This is a genomic window from Zobellella denitrificans (assembly GCF_002237365.1).
GTDB classification, from domain to species: domain Bacteria; phylum Pseudomonadota; class Gammaproteobacteria; order Enterobacterales; family Aeromonadaceae; genus Oceanimonas; species Oceanimonas denitrificans.
Window position 1 is genome coordinate 38855 of record NZ_NMUO01000015.1, and the last position, 14889, is coordinate 53743.

A 14889-nucleotide genomic window follows, 5' to 3' on the forward strand; every position below is an offset into this window, starting at 1 on the left:
GCTTTAATGGAGGATAGGAACATGAGCCGTTTTGATTTTAGCCCCCTGTATCGCTCTGCCATCGGCTTCGACCGGCTGATGGGCGATCTGGAAAACCTGCTGCAGCACAAGGGGGAAGCATACCCGCCTTACAACATCGAGAAGCAGGACAACGATCACTACCGCATCAGCCTGGCGGTGGCCGGTTTCCGGGAGTCCGAACTGCAGCTTTCCGTGGAGCAGAACATGCTGCTGGTGAAGGGCAGCCGGGAAAAGTCCGCCGGCGACAGCCGCTACCTGTACCAGGGCATCACGGAGCGGGACTTCGAGCTGAAATTCCGCCTGGCCGATCATGTCCAGGTGGCCGGCGCCCGGCTGGACAACGGTCTGCTGGTGATCGATCTGCAGCGGGAGGTGCCGGACGAGCTGAAGCCCCGCCGCATCGAAATTGGCCAGGGCCGTACCCTGGAGCACAAGAGCGAGTAAACCTTACTCTTGAATGACAACGCCGGCGTCATGCCGGCGTTGTTGTTTCTGCTATGACTGGCCGTAAAGCGCCAGTATTTCCCGCGCCAATATCGCTATGCCGGCCTGCACGTCCGCTTCCGGCTGGGCGTAGTTGAGGCGGATGCACTGCTTGCTGTGAGCCCAGTCTTCATCTTCTATGCCGGGAAAGAAGTAGTGCCCGGGCACCACCAGCAGGCCTTGCTGCTTGAGGCGCTGATAGAGCTCCTGGCAGTGGATGGGCAGATCCTCGAACCACAGCCACAGGAAGAGCGCGCCTTCCGGCTTGTGGATATGAAACTGGGGCAGGGGAATGGCCTCTTGCAGCCAGGCGACGGCCTGCTGCGCCTTGGCCTGGTAGAAGGGACGGATAACCTGGTTGCTGAGCTCGATGACCTCGCCGCTTTCCATCATCGGCAGGGTCAGGGCCGGGCCCATGCTGCCCGGCGCTAGGTTGACGATGCCGCTGATGTTGGTGATGGCCTGGATGATGGTGGGGTTGGCCACCACTATGCCGCAGCGTACCCCGGGCAGTCCCAGCTTGGACAGGCTCATGCACAGTATGGTGTTGTCGTTCCAGAACGGCCTGGCATCGGTGAAGATGATGTTGGGGAAGGGCGTGCCATAGGCATTGTCGATCAGCAGCGGTATGCCCTTGTCCCGGGCAATCTGATCCAGATGCACGATTTCTTCGTCGGTGAGCACGTTGCCGGTGGGGTTGGTGGGACGGGACACGCAGATCAGGCCGATGTCGTCGCCCACTTCCAGCTGTTCGAAATCCACATAGTACTTGAACAGGCCATCGTCCAGCTTGCGGATATCCGGCTTGCAGGCGATGAAGTGGTTCTCGTCCAGGGCACTGTCACCGTAGCCGATGTATTCCGGGGCCAGGGGGAAGAGCACCTTCTTCTTGCGGCCGTCGGCGAACTCGCCGGCCAGCAGGTTGAACAGGTAGAAGAAGGCGGTCTGGCTGCCGTTGGTGAGGGCGATGTGCTCGGGGCCCACCGGCCAGCCCAGCTCGCGGGACAGCAGGCCGGCCAGGGCGCGGATAAAGGTGTCCTTGCCCTGGGGGCCGTCGTAGTTGGCGATGGCCTTCAGCAGCTCGCCGGTCTTCAGCAGTTGCTGGGCCTGCTGATCCAGATAGGCGAGCACCTCGGGGATGGCGGCCGGGTTGCCGCCGCCCAGCATGATGGTGTTGGGCGCGGTCAGGCCCTGGTTGAGATCGTCCATCAACTGGGTGATGCCGGCGTGGCGGCTAAACTTCTGACCGAAGGTTGAAAATTCCATGGAACTTGTTACCGGAAGGAGTGGGTTGACCAAAAGCCCACGTTAGCCCATCTCGGCGCCGCTGTCGACCGCCCGGAGGGATGGCCCCTGTTCCACGTGAAACAGGGGCGGGAACCCCGGCAGGAGTTCAGTAGGAATAGGTCTGGGTCGGCTTGGCGTATTTAGCGGGCTGGGCCTCGTAGCTGACCTTGAGCGCCAGCACGGTGCACTTTTCGTCGCTTTCGAGGAAAGGAGCCAGCTCGTTGAGCATGTGCTGTCGTTCGGGGGAGTCGTGCCAGCGTTCCCAGCAGCCGATATTCTCCCAGTTGGAGATCACGTAGAAGTGGTTGGGGTGGTTGAGGTCGCGGTAGGCATCGCCCTTGAGAAAGCCGGGTCTGTCGGTGATCTGCAGCATCAGGTTGCGCACCGTTTCCTGATAGACCTCTTCCAGCCCTTCGGCGACGTGACGTTCGATAATGACTTTGATCATGGCAGTATCCTTGCTGCTGAATGACATCACTTAATATGTAACACAGATCCTTGCCGATTTTGGTAAGACCAGAGAATTTAAACAAAAAGCCCCGCGAGATGCGGGGCTGACTGGCGTTACTGCAGCAGGGAGATATCCGCAACCTGCAGGAAGAGATTGCGCAACTGGTTGAGCAGGGCCAGGCGGTTGAGGCGGATGGCCTCGTCGTCGGCCATCACCATCACCTGATCGAAGAAGCTGTCCACCCCTTCGCGCAGGGCGGCCAGTTCGTTCAGGGCGTTGCCGTAGTCGGCGGCGGCAAACAGCGGCGCCAGACGGGTGGAAAGCTCCGCCAGCTGTCCGGCCAGCACCTTTTCCGCTTCGTCCTGCAGCAGGGCCGGGTTCACCTCGGCGGGGATATCGCCTTCGAACTTGGCCAGGATATTGCCCACCCGCTTGTTGGCGGCGGCCAGGGCGGCGGCCGCTTCCAACTGACGGAAGGCGCTCACGGCCCTGACCCGGGCGTCGAAGTCGGCGGGGCGGGTCGGCTTGCGGGCCAGCACCGCCTGGATGACGTCCACCTCATGGCCCAGATCCTGGTACCAGGCGCGGAAGCGGCCGAGCATAAAGTCCAGCACCTCGTCGGCCACCCGGGCGTTGGAGAGCTTGTCGCCGTAGAGGGTGCGGGCCTGCTCGATCAGCGTCACCAGATCCAGGTCGTAACCCTTCTCGACGATGATGCGCAGGGCACCCAGGGCGGCCCGACGCAGGGCGAAGGGATCCTTGTCGCCCTTGGGGGCCTGGCCGATGCCGAAGATGCCCACCAGGGTGTCCAGCTTGTCGGCCAGGGCCAGGGCGGCGGAAATGTCCTGGCCGGGCAGCTCGTCACCGGCGAAGCGGGGTTGGTACTGTTCCTTCAGGGCCAGGGCCACGGCTTCGTGTTCGCCGTCGTGGCGGGCGTAGTGCATGCCCATCACCCCCTGGGTGTCGGTGAATTCGAACACCATGTTGGTCATCAGATCGCACTTGGACAGCAGGCCGGCCCGTTCGGCCAGCGCCCGGTCGGCGCCGATGGCGGCGGCGATGAAGCCGGACAGGGCGCTGATGCGTTCGGACTTCTCCCGCACCGTGCCCAACTGTTGTTGGAACAGCACATGGTCCAGCTGCTCCAGGCGGGAGATCAGCGGGGCCTTGCGATCGGTATTGAAGAAGAACTCGGCGTCGGCCAGGCGCGGGCGTACCACCTTTTCGTTACCGCTGACGATCTGGCTCGGATCCTTGGACTCGATGTTGGTGACGAAGATAAAGGTCGGCAGCAGGCGGCCGTCGGCGTCGTACACCGGGAAGTACTTCTGGTCGCCCTTCATGGTATGCACCAGGGCTTCCGCCGGCACCGCCAGGAACTTCTCCTCGAAGGAGGCGGTGAGCACCACCGGCCACTCCACCAGGGAGGTGACTTCTTCCAGCAGCTCGTCGTCCAGATCGGCGACACCGCCCGCGGCGGCGGCGGCCTGTTCCGCCCCGGCCTTGATGATCGCCTTGCGACGTTCGAAGTCGGCCAGCACCTTGCCGCGCTCTTCCAGCTGTTGCAGGTAGTGATCGGCATGGTCCAGCTGGAACTCCTGCTCGCCCATGAAGCGGTGGCCGCGCAGGGTGCGGCCGGCGTCGACGCCCAGTATGGTGGCGGGCAGCAGTTGTTCGCCCAGCAGCAGGGTGACGGTATGCACCGGCCGGATGAACTGGGTGGACTTGTCGCCCCAGCGCATGGCCTTGGGGATGGGCAGTCGGGCCAGGGCTTGTTCGACCATGGCCGGCAGCAGCTCGGCGGCGGTCTTGCCCTTGACGTCGGCCAGGTGTACCAGCCACTCGCCTTTGTCGGTCTTCAGCCGGCCGGCCTGCTCGATGCCGATGCCGTTGCCGGCGGCCCAGCCCAGGGCCGCCTTGGTGGGATTGCCGTCGGCGTCGAAGGCGGCCTGCACGGCGGGGCCGCGTTTTTCGATCTGCTTGTCGGCCTGGCCTTGGGCCAGCCCGGTGATCTGCACCGCCAGTCGGCGGGGGGCGGCGTACCAGCGCACCTCGGCGAAGGGCAGCTCGGCGTTGGTCAGCTCAAGCTTGAGGTTGTCGGCGAAGGCTTCGCCCAGGGTGCGCAGCGCCTTGGGCGGCAGCTCTTCGGTACCGATTTCTACCAGGAAATTCTGTTCGGCCATGCCCTTATCCTTCTTTCTTGCACATGGGGAAGCCCAGGGCCTCGCGGGAGGCGTAGTAGGCCTCGGCGACGGCTTTGGTCAGGGTGCGGATGCGCAGTATGTAGCGCTGGCGTTCGGTTACCGAAATCGCCTTGCGGGCATCCAGCAGGTTGAAGGCGTGGGCCGCCTTGAGGATCCGCTCGTAGGCGGGCAGGGGCAGCGGTTTTTCCAGGGCCAGCAGGTGCTGGCATTCCTTCTCGCACTGCTCGAAGAAACCGAACAGGAAATCCACGTCGGCATATTCGAAGTTGTAGGTGGACTGTTCCACCTCGTTCTGGTGGAAGATGTCACCATAGGTGGTCTTGCCCAGGGGGCCGTCGCACCACACCAGATCGTAGACCGAGTCCACGCCCTGGATATACATGGCCAGGCGCTCCAGGCCGTAGGTGATCTCGCCGGTCACCGGCCGGCACTCCAGGCCACCCACCTGCTGGAAGTAGGTGAACTGGGTCACTTCCATGCCGTTGAGCCAGACTTCCCAGCCCAGGCCCCAGGCGCCCAGGGTGGGGTTTTCCCAGTTGTCTTCCACGAAGCGGATATCATGCACCTGCGGGTCCAGGCCCAGCTCCTTCAGCGAGCCCAGGTACAGCTCCTGGAAATTGTCCGGCGACGGCTTGATGATCACCTGGAACTGGTAATAATGCTGCAGCCGGTTGGGGTTTTCGCCGTAGCGGCCGTCGGTGGGACGGCGGGAAGGCTGCACATAGGCGGTGGCGATGGGCTCCGGTCCTATGGCCCGCAGGCAGGTCATGGAGTGGGAAGTGCCGGCCCCCACTTCCATGTCCAGCGGCTGCACTATGGTGCAGCCTTGCCGGGCCCAGTAATCCTGCAATGTCAGGATCAGACCCTGAAAGGTATTGATATCGAATTTTTGCATGATGTTCGCGCCTTGATATAGGTGCATTCGCAGTGTGAAACTAGGTCAAAGAGTATACCTGCTGACCCGGTGTGAATATAGGCTGAATTCGAGGAGAGACCATGCTGGAACGCTGCGGCTGGGTCAATGAGGACCCGCGTTATATCCATTACCATGATCACGAGTGGGGCGTGCCCGAATACGACGGTCGGGCCCTGTTCGAGAAGCTGTGCCTGGACGGCCAGCAGGCCGGCCTGAGCTGGTTCACCATCTTGTGCAAGATCCCCGCCTACCGGGCCGCCTTCGCCGGCTTCGAGCCCGGGCTGATCGCCCGCTTTGATGAGCGGGATGTGGCGCGGCTGATGCAAGACAGCGGCATAGTGCGCAACCGGCTCAAGATCCAGTCGGTCATCAAAAATGCCCGGGCCTACCTGGCGATGGAGGAAGAGGGGCTTGATTTCGGCCGCTGGCTGTGGGACTTCGTCGGCGGCGAGCCGGTGGTGAACCGCTGGCCCAGCCTGGGCGCGGTGCCGGCCACCACCCCGGTATCGGACGCCATGGCGAAGGCGCTGAAGCAGCGGGGCTTCTCTTTCGTGGGCAGCACCATCTGCTATGCCTTTATGCAGGCGACCGGCATGGTGAACGATCATCTGTTGAGTTGCCCCTGCCATCCGGACAACGTCAGCCGTTGACACCTGGCCGCAAGGAGTCTTTGTCGAACGCCCTGGAGGGCGCTATATTGTCGAGTACTTGTGCTCGTTATCAACGGAACCCCGATATGAAAAAAATCTGCTTGGCCGTGGCTGCGGCGATGGCCCTTTCTGCTTGTACTACCAACCCCTATACCGGTGAATCCCAGACCTCCAAGGCGGCCATTGGCGGTGGCATCGGTGCCCTGGCCGGGGCGGTGATCGGCGGGGCTTCGGCCAGTTCCAGCGATCGCAAGAAAGGCATCCTGATCGGCGCCGCCAGCGGCGCGGCCCTGGGCGGCGGCGTGGGTTACTACATGGACGTGCAGGAAGCCAAGCTGCGGGACCAGATGCGCGGCACCGGCGTCAGCGTGACCCGCAATGGCGACAACATCATCCTCAACATGCCGAGCGCCATCACCTTCGCGGTGGACAGCGCCGATCTGTCGCCCAGCTTCTACAACACCCTGAGTGGGGTGGCCATGGTGTTGAAAGAATATGACAAGACCTGGGTACACGTGGTCGGCCATACCGACAGCACCGGCTCCGCCAGCCATAACCAGGCGTTGTCCGAGCGCCGTGCCGCTTCCGTGGGCCAGTTCCTGATCAGCCAGGGCGCGGCCGCCAACCGGTTCAATATCCGCGGCGTGGGCTTCAACCAGCCGGTGGCCAGCAACGACACCGAGCAGGGCCGGGCGCAGAACCGCCGGGTGGAGATCACCCTGAGCCCCATGTCCTGAGCCGGGTCGTGGGCATCTGCCGTGTCCCGGCAGGCCTGCGCAATACTGCGTTGAGAGATGCCCGCGTCGCGGGCATTTTTTATGGCCGCAGCCAGGCCAGCAGCGACATCCATACCGGCAGTATCGCCATGGCCAGCAGGGTCTGGCCGGTGATGATGGCGGCCATCAGGGGAGCATTGCCGCCCATCTGCCGGGCCAGGATATAGGACGAAGTAGCGGTGGGCAGGGCGGTGAAGAGCACCACCACCCCCAGCTCGATCTCGCCCAGCCCGGTCAGCCAGCCGACCAGCAGGGCCAGTACGGGCAGGGCGGCAAACTTGATGGCGCAGGCCTGCCAGAAGGCCCGGCCGGTGCCGCGCAACGCTTTCAGTTGCAGTGCCACCCCCACCGCGATCAGCCCCAGGGGCAGGGCCGCCTGCCCGGCCAGGCTCAGGGTATCCCGGCTCCAGCCCGGCAGGCCGATACCGGTGACATTGAGGCCGATGCCGGCCACGCAGCCCAGCAGCAGCGGATTTTTGGCCAGGGCCTTGATGGCATTCCAGAGCCCGGACTGGCCGCCGCCGTCGACACCCACGAACATCAGCACGCAGAGGATATTGACCAGCGGCACCATGACGGCGATGGCCACGGCAGCGGCGGTGATGCCGGCGTCGCCGTAGAGGGCGGCGGCCCCGGCCAGACCCACGTAGGTATTGAAGCGCAGGGCGCCCTGGAATACCGAGGTGAAGGAGGACATGTCCAGCCCCAGTCTGTTCCTGGCCAGCCACAGCACGGCGGCCAGCACCAGCAGCAGGCCGGCGAGCAGGCCGACCATGCCGGTGAAGGCGACCCGGCCGAAGTCGGCGGTAGCCAGGGTGCTGATCAGCATGGCCGGAAACAGCAGGAAGTAGATGAAGCGCTCGGCGCCGTGCCAGAACTGTTCGTCGGGAAAACGCAGCCGGCGGAGCAGGGTGCCGGTGAGGATCAGCAGGAAGAGGGGGCCAAGAGCATGGCTGACGGCCAGCATGGGGTGTCCTTACAAAGAGAGTTGTTCGAACCCCCAGCTTATCAGCTTGTGACGGACGGCCATATCCGCCCTTCGGCGAGTCAGGTGCCTTTCTGGATCAGGAACTGATAGGGCAACTGCTCGATCTGGCTGGACAGCAGCACATGGTCCATGAAGCGGCAGAAGCTGGGGATGTCCCGGGTGGTGGAGGGATCGTCGGCGGTGACCAGCAGGGTCTCTCCGCTGGCCATGTTGCGTACTTGCTTGCGCACCATCATTACCGGCTCGGGGCAGCGCAGGCCGGTGGCATCCAGACGGTGCTGGGCGTCGGAAAAGAAATCGGTCATGGTTCTACTACCTGGTCGTTAACCCCGCCTATATTACCCTTGCTGAATAAATGGTCAACCGTGACCACGATCAAAAAAGGGCAGAGGAAGCCCCTGCCCAAAATCGACCATAGAAGTTTCTTGTTTCCCCTAAACCCGTTCAAACACGGTGGCGATGCCCTGACCCAGGCCGATACACATGGTGGCCACGCCCAGGGTGGCGTTCCTGTTCTCCATCAGGTTGATCAGGGTGGTGGAGATGCGGGCGCCGGAGCAACCCAGGGGGTGGCCCAGGGCGATGGCGCCGCCGTTGAGGTTGACCTTGTCGTCCATCACCTCCAGCAGCCCCAAATCCTTCAGCACCGGCAGCGACTGGGCGGCGAAGGCCTCGTTCAGTTCGAACAAGTCGATGTCCTGCACCGACAGGCCGGCCCGCTTGAGCGCCTTGTGCACCGCCGGCACCGGGCCGTAGCCCATGATGGAGGGGTCACAGCCCGCCACCGCCATGGCCTTGATGCGGGCGCGGGGCCTGAGGCCCAGGGCGGCGGCCTTGTCGGCGGACATCACCAGCATGGCGGCGGCGCCGTCGGACAGGGCGGAGGAGGTGCCGGCGGTGACGGTGCCGTTGGCCGGATCGAAGGCCGGGCGCAGCTGGGCCAGGGACGCCAGGCTGGTTTCCGGGCGGATCACCTCGTCGGTCTCGAGCCGGGTCAGGCTGCCGTCGGCGGCATGGCCGTTGGTGGCCAGGATCTCGTTGGCGAAGCGGCCTTCCACCGTGGCCTGGTGGGCCCGTTGATGGGATCGCACCGCGAAGGCGTCCTGCTGCTCCCGGCTGATGCCGTGCAGCCGGCCCAGCAGTTCGGCGGTCAGGCCCATCATGCCGGCGGCCTTGGCCACGTTCAGCGCCAGGCCGGGATGGAAGTCCACCCCGTGGTTCATGGGCACATGGCCCATGTGCTCGACCCCGCCGATGATGAAGACGTCGCCGTCACCCACCATGATGGCGCGGGCGGCGTCGTGCAGCGCCTGCATCGAGCTGCCGCACAGCCGGTTGACGGTGACGGCGCCCACTTCCTTGGGCAGGCCGGCCAGCAGGGCGGCGTTGCGGGCCACGTTGAACCCCTGCTCCAGGGTCTGCTGCACGCAGCCCCAGTAGATGTCTTCCACCTCGCTGGCGGCCAGGGCGGGGTTGCGGGCCAGCAGCCCCTGCATCAGGTGGGCGGACAGATCCTCGGCCCTGACGTTGCGGAATGCGCCGCCTTTGGAGCGCCCCATGGGGGTGCGAATACAATCGACAATGACCACGTCTTTCATGTTGTCGTCTCCTTCCGCCAAATCAGTAAAAGGTCTTGCCGTCGGCGGCCATCTGGCGCAGTCCGGGGCTCACTTGATAGAGGGGGCCCAGGTGGGCGAACTTGTCGGCCAGGGCCACGTAACTGGCCAGGCCCAGGGTGTCCAGGTAGCGGAACACGCCGCCCCGGAACGGCGGGAAGCCGAGGCCGTACACCAGCGCCAGATCCGCCTCGGCGGGGGAGCCGATAATGCCTTCTTCCAGGCAGAGCACCACCTCGTTGATCATGGGGATCATCATGCGGGCGATGATATCGTCCTGGGCAAACTCCGCCTGGCCGGTCACCACGGCCTGCAGCAGCTGGTAGCTCTGCGGGTCTGCTTCCTTCTTCGGCTTGCCCTTCTTGTCCTGGCTGTAGGCGTAGAAGCCCTTGCCGTTCTTCTGGCCGAAACGCTGCTGTTCGTACATGACGTCGATGGCGTCCTTGCCGGCCTTGCTCATGCGCGCCGGGAAGCCTTCGGCCATGACGGCGGCGGCATGGTGGCCGGTGTCGATACCGACCACGTCGAGCAGGTAGGCGGGGCCCATGGGCCAGCCGAACACCTTCTCCATTACCTTGTCGACCTGCACAAAGTCGGCGCCGTCGGCGATTAGCTTGCCAAAGCCGAAGAAGTAGGGAAACAGCACCCGGTTGACGAAGAAGCCGGGACAGTCATTTACCACCACCGGCGATTTGCCCATGGCGGCGGCGTAGGCCACCACCTTGTTGATGGTGTCGTCGCTGGTCTGCTCGCCGCGGATGATTTCCACCAGAGGCATGCGGTGCACCGGGTTGAAGAAGTGCATGCCGCAGAACCGTTCCGGGCGCTGGAGGCTCCTGGCCAGGGTCGAGATGGGAATGGTGGAGGTGTTGGAGGCGATGACGGCGTCCTCGCTCACTTTGGTTTCCACCTCGGCCAGCACCTGGGACTTGATCTTGGGGTTTTCGACCACGGCTTCCACCACCATGTCCACGCCCTGCAGGCCGTCGTAGCTCAGGGTGGGGGTGATGCTGGACAGCACCTGGGTCAGCTTGAAGCCATCGATCTTGCCCCGCTCCAGCTGCTTGTTGAGCAGTTTGCCGGCCTCGTTCATGCCGAGCGCCAGGGCCTGGTCATTGATGTCCTTCATTACCGCCGGTATGCCTTTCACCGCCGACTGGTAGGCGATGCCGCCACCCATGATGCCGGCACCGAGCACGGCGGCCTTGCGGGTGGCGGGTGCCGCTTTGGCCGCCTTCTTGGCCTTGCCCTTGATGAACTGATCGTTCAGAAAAATGCCGACCAGGGCGCGGGCCACCGGGGTCTTGGCCAGCTTGACGAAGTTGTCCTGTTCTACCAGGAGGGCGGCGTCACGGCCCAGGGCGGCGGCGGCCTCGATGGTTTTCACCGCGGTGATCGGCGCCGGATAGTGGGGGCCGGCCTTGGCGGCCACCATGCCCTTGGCGGTGTTGAAGCTCATCATGGCTTCCAGCTTGTCCAGGGTCAGGGGCGCGCATTTGCGGGCGCGCTTGCCCTGCCAGTCCTGCTTGCCGGCGGTAGCGTCCTGCAACAGGCGAATGGCGGCGGTCTGCAGCTTGTCACTGTCGACCACGGCGTCCAGCACGCCCACGGCCAGGCAGGCCTCGGCCTTGTTTTCCTGCCCCGTGGTGATCCATTCCATGGCGTTGTCTGCACCGATAAGGCGCGGCAAGCGCACGGTGCCGCCGAAGCCGGGCATGATGCCGAGCTTGGTTTCCGGCAGGCCGATGCGGGCGCTGGCATCACCGATACGGTAGTCGGTGGCCAGGATGCATTCGCAACCGCCGCCCAGGGCATAGCCCCTGACCACGCTGAGGGTGGGGAAGGGCAGGTCTTCGATGCGGTTGAAGATGGCGTTGGCCTTGGCCAGCCAGTCGCCAAGCTCGGCTTCCGGCAGCTCGAACAACTCCAGAAATTCGGTGATGTCGGCACCGACGATAAACGCATCCTTGGCGCTGGTCAGCATCAGGCCGCGGATACCGCTGGTCTGTTCCAGCGCCGTCACCGCCTGTTCCAGCGACAGCAGGGTGGCGCGGTCGAGCTTGTTGATGGCGCCTGCGCCATCGAATCGCAGTTCAGCAATACCGTCTTGCAACAGTTGCACAGAGAGGGCTTCGCCTTGATAGATCATCCTCATAATCTCCTTGTTCCCTTGGGCTGCTCCGACTCTCCCGGGCAGGGATGGGCTCACTATGAACAGAAAAACAGCGGATTTCAACACCTATTTTAAACAATCGTTTTAATTTTGTGTGGCTCTTGTAACAGCCCGTCACCGGCGTGCCCGAATGAGCAAAAGATGACTTCCCTGCCCGATTCGGCAACAATGTTGCGCTCTTTTTTCCAGGCAGGCCAACAGGTCGAATAAACAATAGCAGGCGAGCTTTGCCGTAACCGGGATCCGTGCCGTGAATATGTCTCCTTATCCGGTGCCTGCCGGCCCACTGGTGTGGGAGCAGGACATCAAGAAAAGCCGTTTCATCGCCTACCTGGCGCATACGCCGGATCCAACGGCGGCGAAAGCCTTTATCGAGGCGGTGCGGGCCCGGGAACCTGCTGCCGGCCACCACTGCTGGGCGTTCGTCGCCGGCGCCCCGACGGATTCCCGGGTGCTGGGCTTCAGCGACGACGGCGAGCCCTCGGGCACCGCCGGCAAGCCCATACTGGCCCAGTTGCAAGGCTCGGGCATCGGCGAGATCACCGCCGTGGTCTGCCGTTACTTCGGCGGCATCAAGCTGGGCACCGGTGGCCTGGTGCGGGCCTATGGCGGAACTGTGGCATCGGCCCTGGCGCAACTGGAAACCCGGGAGCGGCGCATCATGGGGCGGGTGGCCATCAGCGCCGACTACGGCGACATGGCGCTATTGGAGTTCCTGCTGGGTGAATTCGAGGGGCTCTGGCTGGAGGTCGAGTACGGCGCCGGGGTGACGGGAACACTGTCGATTGAGGCACGTGTCATACCCGAATTTTGCCGTCAACTGCTGGATCGCAGTCAGGGACGTTTAAAGGCCAGGCCGCTGGAACAGGCGCTGGATTAATCGGTTATCAGTGTATCGGAAACACCATGCATATTCGCACAATTATCCGTATCGTGGGCATCCTGGTGGCCCTGTTCAGCGTGACCATGCTGGCGCCGGCCCTGGTGGCCTATATCTACCGGGACGGTGCCGGCCTCGACTTTTTCAGTGCCTTTGTCATCTGCCTGATCCTGGGGTTGGCACTCTGGTTTCCCAACCGCACCCACAACAAGGAATTGCGGGCCAAGGAAGGTTTTCTGATCGTTGTGCTGTTCTGGACGGTGCTGGGCAGCGTGGGGGCCATTCCCTTTATACTTAGTGCCGAACCCAGCATGACACTGGCGGAGGCCTTTTTCGAGTCGTTTTCCGGGCTGACCACCACCGGCGCCACCGTGATCAGCGGACTGGACGAGTTGCCCAAGGCGATACTGTTCTACCGGCAGATGCTGCAATGGCTGGGGGGCATGGGCATCATAGTGCTGGCGGTGGCCATCTTGCCCATCCTCGGCATCGGTGGCATGCAGCTGTTCCGGGCCGAGATCCCCGGGCCGGTCAAGGATAACAAGGTGGCGCCACGCATTGCCGAAACCGCCAAGGCCCTCTGGTACATCTACCTGGTGCTGACCATCGCCTGCGCCCTGCTGCTGTGGCTGGCGGGCATGAACCTGTTCGATGCCATCTGCCATGCTTTTTCTACCGTGGCGATAGGAGGCTTCTCCACTTACGATGCCAGCATAGGCCACTTCAACAGCCCCATGATCAACCTGATCATAGTGGTGTTCCTGATGATTGCCGGGGTCAACTTCACCCTGCATTTTGCCGCCTTTGCCAACAGGGGCACGAGGTTGTCGGTGTATCGCCTCGATCCGGAGGTCAAGGCCTTTATCGGGGTGCAGGTGGTGCTCACCCTGATCTGCATGTCGGTGCTGATGGCTCACCGGGTTTATTCCGATCCCTGGCAGGCGCTGGATCAGTCCCTGTTCCAGGCGGTCTCCATTTCCACCACCGCCGGCTTCAGCACCACCGGTTTTTCCGAGTGGCCCCTGTTTCTGCCGGTATTATTGATGTTCGCCTCCTGTATCGGGGGCTGTGCCGGCAGCACCGGCGGTGGTATAAAAGTGGTCCGGATCATGCTTCTTAATTTGCAGGGGATGCGGGAACTCAAGCGCCTTATCCATCCCCGCGCCGTCTATCGAATAAAACTTGGCAACAAGGCACTAGCTGATAGAGTGGTGGAGGCGGTATGGGGCTTCTTTGCGGCCTATGCCCTGGTGTTCGTGCTCTGCATGCTGGCCCTGCTGGCGACCGGTATGGACGAGCTGACGGCCTTTACCGCCGTGGTGGCCACCCTCAATAACCTGGGGCCGGGACTGGGGGAGGTGGCAGCCAACTTTGGCTCCACCACCGATACCGCCAAGTGGATCATGATCCTGGCCATGCTGTTCGGACGTTTGGAAATTTTTACCTTGCTGGTGTTGTTTACGCCCGCCTTCTGGCGAAGCTAAGAGGAGACTATGGGAAAACTGTTGGTACTTTATTCGTCTCGCAATGGTCAGACGACAAAAATCATTGATGCGATGCGGGATGAATTTACCGGTTATGATGTGGAACTGGCTGATTTACATGCGTTGCCCAAGAAAAACCTCAGCAAGTACGATAAGGTGCTGATTGGAGCTTCCATTCGCTACGGCCATTTCCATGACAGCCTGTACACCTTTATCCATACCCATAGTGAACAGCTTGAGGTCGTTGATTCGGCGTTTTTCGGGGTTTGCCTCACGGCCAGGAAGCCGGAAAAGGCCGATCCCAAGACCAACGCTTATATTCGCAAATTTCTGGCCAGGTCTCCCTGGCGCCCCCGGACCATAGGTGTGTTCGCCGGTGCCTTGAAGTACAGCGAGTACAACTGGTGGCAGACCCTTATCATCCGGCTGATCATGAAGATCACCGGCGGCAGCACCGACAGCAGCCGGGATCTGGAGTTCACCGATTGGGATAAAGTCAGGGAGTTTGCCCGTCAGTTTGCCCGCCACCGCTAAGGTTTGGTTAACAAACTATTAATAAAAGGTGGTTTTGGCTCATTTTATATCCAAAATCGCCTTTTTTAATAAAAACGTCAAAAAAGCCCTTGCGCAAAAAGCGCGGCTCCCTATAATGCGCCCTCACTGACACGGCGGAACACGCCGGCGGTCACAAGCGGTAAAAACTTCGGTTTTGAGGCTTGACGAATCAAACGGACGGCGTAGAATACGCAGCCCTGACCCGCTAACGGTCAACGCTCTTTAACAATTTATCAAGCAAACTGTGTGGGCACTCGCAGTGGTTGGGAAACAAAAAGATATTGTTTTTCAATGATTGTCGAAGTGCACAAACACTTCAGTAATTCATTGAGCATCAAACTTAAATTGAAGAGTTTGATCATGGCTCAGATTGAACGCTGGCGGCAGGCCTAACACATGCAAGTC

Annotated in this window: 14 protein-coding genes and 1 rRNA gene; 7 read left to right on the top strand and 8 right to left on the bottom strand. The window is 62.3% G+C overall.

The features are described 5' to 3' along the window. Positions 1–21: 21 nt before the first annotated feature. The gene (locus CGX12_RS05415) at positions 22–465 is read left to right on the top strand and encodes an Hsp20 family protein (protein WP_094038869.1); all 444 of its coding nucleotides are present in this window, start codon (positions 22–24) and stop codon (positions 463–465) included. Positions 466–516: 51 nt separating this feature from the next. Here the strand turns inward: CGX12_RS05415 and CGX12_RS05420 are convergent, their stop codons facing one another. The 4 genes from CGX12_RS05420 to glyQ form a co-directional block, all read right to left on the bottom strand. Beyond that, a complete protein-coding gene (locus CGX12_RS05420) occupies positions 517–1770 on the bottom strand; it encodes a valine--pyruvate transaminase (RefSeq protein WP_094038870.1) in 1254 nt (417 codons plus the stop codon). A gap of 127 nt (positions 1771–1897) precedes the next feature. Beyond that, entirely contained in the window at positions 1898–2239 is a 342-nt protein-coding gene (locus tag CGX12_RS05425; protein ID WP_157772119.1) for an antibiotic biosynthesis monooxygenase family protein, read from the bottom strand. A 116-nt stretch (positions 2240–2355) separates the two neighbouring features. Beyond that, complete coding sequence (gene glyS / locus CGX12_RS05430) at positions 2356–4425, bottom strand: glycine--tRNA ligase subunit beta (protein WP_094038872.1); 2070 nt, start codon at positions 4423–4425, stop codon at positions 2356–2358. A gap of 4 nt (positions 4426–4429) precedes the next feature. Next, positions 4430–5341 (bottom strand): glycine--tRNA ligase subunit alpha, encoded by a 912-nt coding sequence (gene glyQ, locus CGX12_RS05435; protein WP_094038873.1) that lies wholly within the window; start codon positions 5339–5341, stop codon positions 4430–4432. A gap of 101 nt (positions 5342–5442) precedes the next feature. On the opposite strand from glyQ, the gene CGX12_RS05440 reads away from it, so the two are divergent. Together CGX12_RS05440 and CGX12_RS05445 are read left to right on the top strand one after the other, a co-directional pair. Then, positions 5443–6012, top strand: a complete 570-nt coding sequence (locus CGX12_RS05440) for a DNA-3-methyladenine glycosylase I (RefSeq protein WP_094038874.1) — start codon at positions 5443–5445, stop codon at positions 6010–6012. 86 nt (positions 6013–6098) lie between these two features. Next, positions 6099–6749: an OmpA family lipoprotein gene (locus CGX12_RS05445; protein ID WP_094038875.1), complete on the top strand. Its 651-nt coding sequence runs from the start codon at positions 6099–6101 to the stop codon at positions 6747–6749. A gap of 79 nt (positions 6750–6828) precedes the next feature. On the opposite strand, the gene CGX12_RS05450 is transcribed toward CGX12_RS05445, so the two are convergent. The 4 genes from CGX12_RS05450 to fadB form a co-directional block, all read right to left on the bottom strand. After that, entirely contained in the window at positions 6829–7755 is a 927-nt protein-coding gene (locus CGX12_RS05450) for an AEC family transporter (protein ID WP_094038876.1), read from the bottom strand. Positions 7756–7835: 80 nt separating this feature from the next. Beyond that, positions 7836–8081 carry a sulfurtransferase TusA gene (tusA, locus tag CGX12_RS05455; protein ID WP_094038877.1) on the bottom strand — a complete coding sequence of 82 codons (246 nt, stop codon included), beginning with the start codon at positions 8079–8081 and terminating at the stop codon, positions 7836–7838. A gap of 129 nt (positions 8082–8210) precedes the next feature. After that, positions 8211–9374, bottom strand: a complete 1164-nt coding sequence (fadA, locus tag CGX12_RS05460) for an acetyl-CoA C-acyltransferase FadA (protein WP_094038878.1) — start codon at positions 9372–9374, stop codon at positions 8211–8213. 22 nt (positions 9375–9396) lie between these two features. Beyond that, positions 9397–11541, bottom strand: coding sequence for a fatty acid oxidation complex subunit alpha FadB (gene fadB / locus CGX12_RS05465; protein WP_094038879.1), 2145 nt, complete (start codon positions 11539–11541; stop codon positions 9397–9399). 280 nt (positions 11542–11821) lie between these two features. On the opposite strand from fadB, the gene CGX12_RS05470 reads away from it, so the two are divergent. The 4 genes from CGX12_RS05470 to CGX12_RS05485 form a co-directional block, all read left to right on the top strand. Further along, complete coding sequence (locus CGX12_RS05470) at positions 11822–12445, top strand: YigZ family protein (RefSeq protein WP_094038880.1); 624 nt, start codon at positions 11822–11824, stop codon at positions 12443–12445. Between the two features lie 26 nt (positions 12446–12471). Next, positions 12472–13929 (top strand): TrkH family potassium uptake protein, encoded by a 1458-nt coding sequence (locus CGX12_RS05475; RefSeq protein ID WP_094038881.1) that lies wholly within the window; start codon positions 12472–12474, stop codon positions 13927–13929. Between the two features lie 9 nt (positions 13930–13938). After that, positions 13939–14463 (top strand): menaquinone-dependent protoporphyrinogen IX dehydrogenase, encoded by a 525-nt coding sequence (hemG, locus tag CGX12_RS05480; protein ID WP_094038882.1) that lies wholly within the window; start codon positions 13939–13941, stop codon positions 14461–14463. Positions 14464–14826: 363 nt separating this feature from the next. Further along, positions 14827–14889: ribosomal RNA gene (locus CGX12_RS05485) — 16S ribosomal RNA — on the top strand; the annotation flags it as partial.

Excerpts from the sequence above, each read along its gene's own strand:
- fadA (WP_094038878.1), bottom strand. The coding sequence starts at position 9,374 with ATGAAAGACGTGGTCATTGTCGATTGTATTCGCACCCCCATGGGGCGC.
- CGX12_RS05445 (WP_094038875.1), top strand. The coding sequence starts at position 6,099 with ATGAAAAAAATCTGCTTGGCCGTGGCTGCGGCGATGGCCCTTTCTGCT.
- CGX12_RS05450 (WP_094038876.1), bottom strand. The coding sequence starts at position 7,755 with ATGCTGGCCGTCAGCCATGCTCTTGGCCCCCTCTTCCTGCTGATCCTC.
- glyS (WP_094038872.1), bottom strand. The coding sequence starts at position 4,425 with ATGGCCGAACAGAATTTCCTGGTAGAAATCGGTACCGAAGAGCTGCCG.
- tusA (WP_094038877.1), bottom strand. The coding sequence starts at position 8,081 with ATGACCGATTTCTTTTCCGACGCCCAGCACCGTCTGGATGCCACCGGC.
- fadB (WP_094038879.1), bottom strand. The coding sequence starts at position 11,541 with ATGATCTATCAAGGCGAAGCCCTCTCTGTGCAACTGTTGCAAGACGGT.
- CGX12_RS05470 (WP_094038880.1), top strand. The coding sequence starts at position 11,822 with ATGTCTCCTTATCCGGTGCCTGCCGGCCCACTGGTGTGGGAGCAGGAC.
- CGX12_RS05425 (WP_157772119.1), bottom strand. The coding sequence starts at position 2,239 with ATGATCAAAGTCATTATCGAACGTCACGTCGCCGAAGGGCTGGAAGAG.
- CGX12_RS05415 (WP_094038869.1), top strand. The coding sequence starts at position 22 with ATGAGCCGTTTTGATTTTAGCCCCCTGTATCGCTCTGCCATCGGCTTC.
- CGX12_RS05475 (WP_094038881.1), top strand. The coding sequence starts at position 12,472 with ATGCATATTCGCACAATTATCCGTATCGTGGGCATCCTGGTGGCCCTG.
- hemG (WP_094038882.1), top strand. The coding sequence starts at position 13,939 with ATGGGAAAACTGTTGGTACTTTATTCGTCTCGCAATGGTCAGACGACA.
- CGX12_RS05420 (WP_094038870.1), bottom strand. The coding sequence starts at position 1,770 with ATGGAATTTTCAACCTTCGGTCAGAAGTTTAGCCGCCACGCCGGCATC.
- CGX12_RS05440 (WP_094038874.1), top strand. The coding sequence starts at position 5,443 with ATGCTGGAACGCTGCGGCTGGGTCAATGAGGACCCGCGTTATATCCAT.
- glyQ (WP_094038873.1), bottom strand. The coding sequence starts at position 5,341 with ATGCAAAAATTCGATATCAATACCTTTCAGGGTCTGATCCTGACATTG.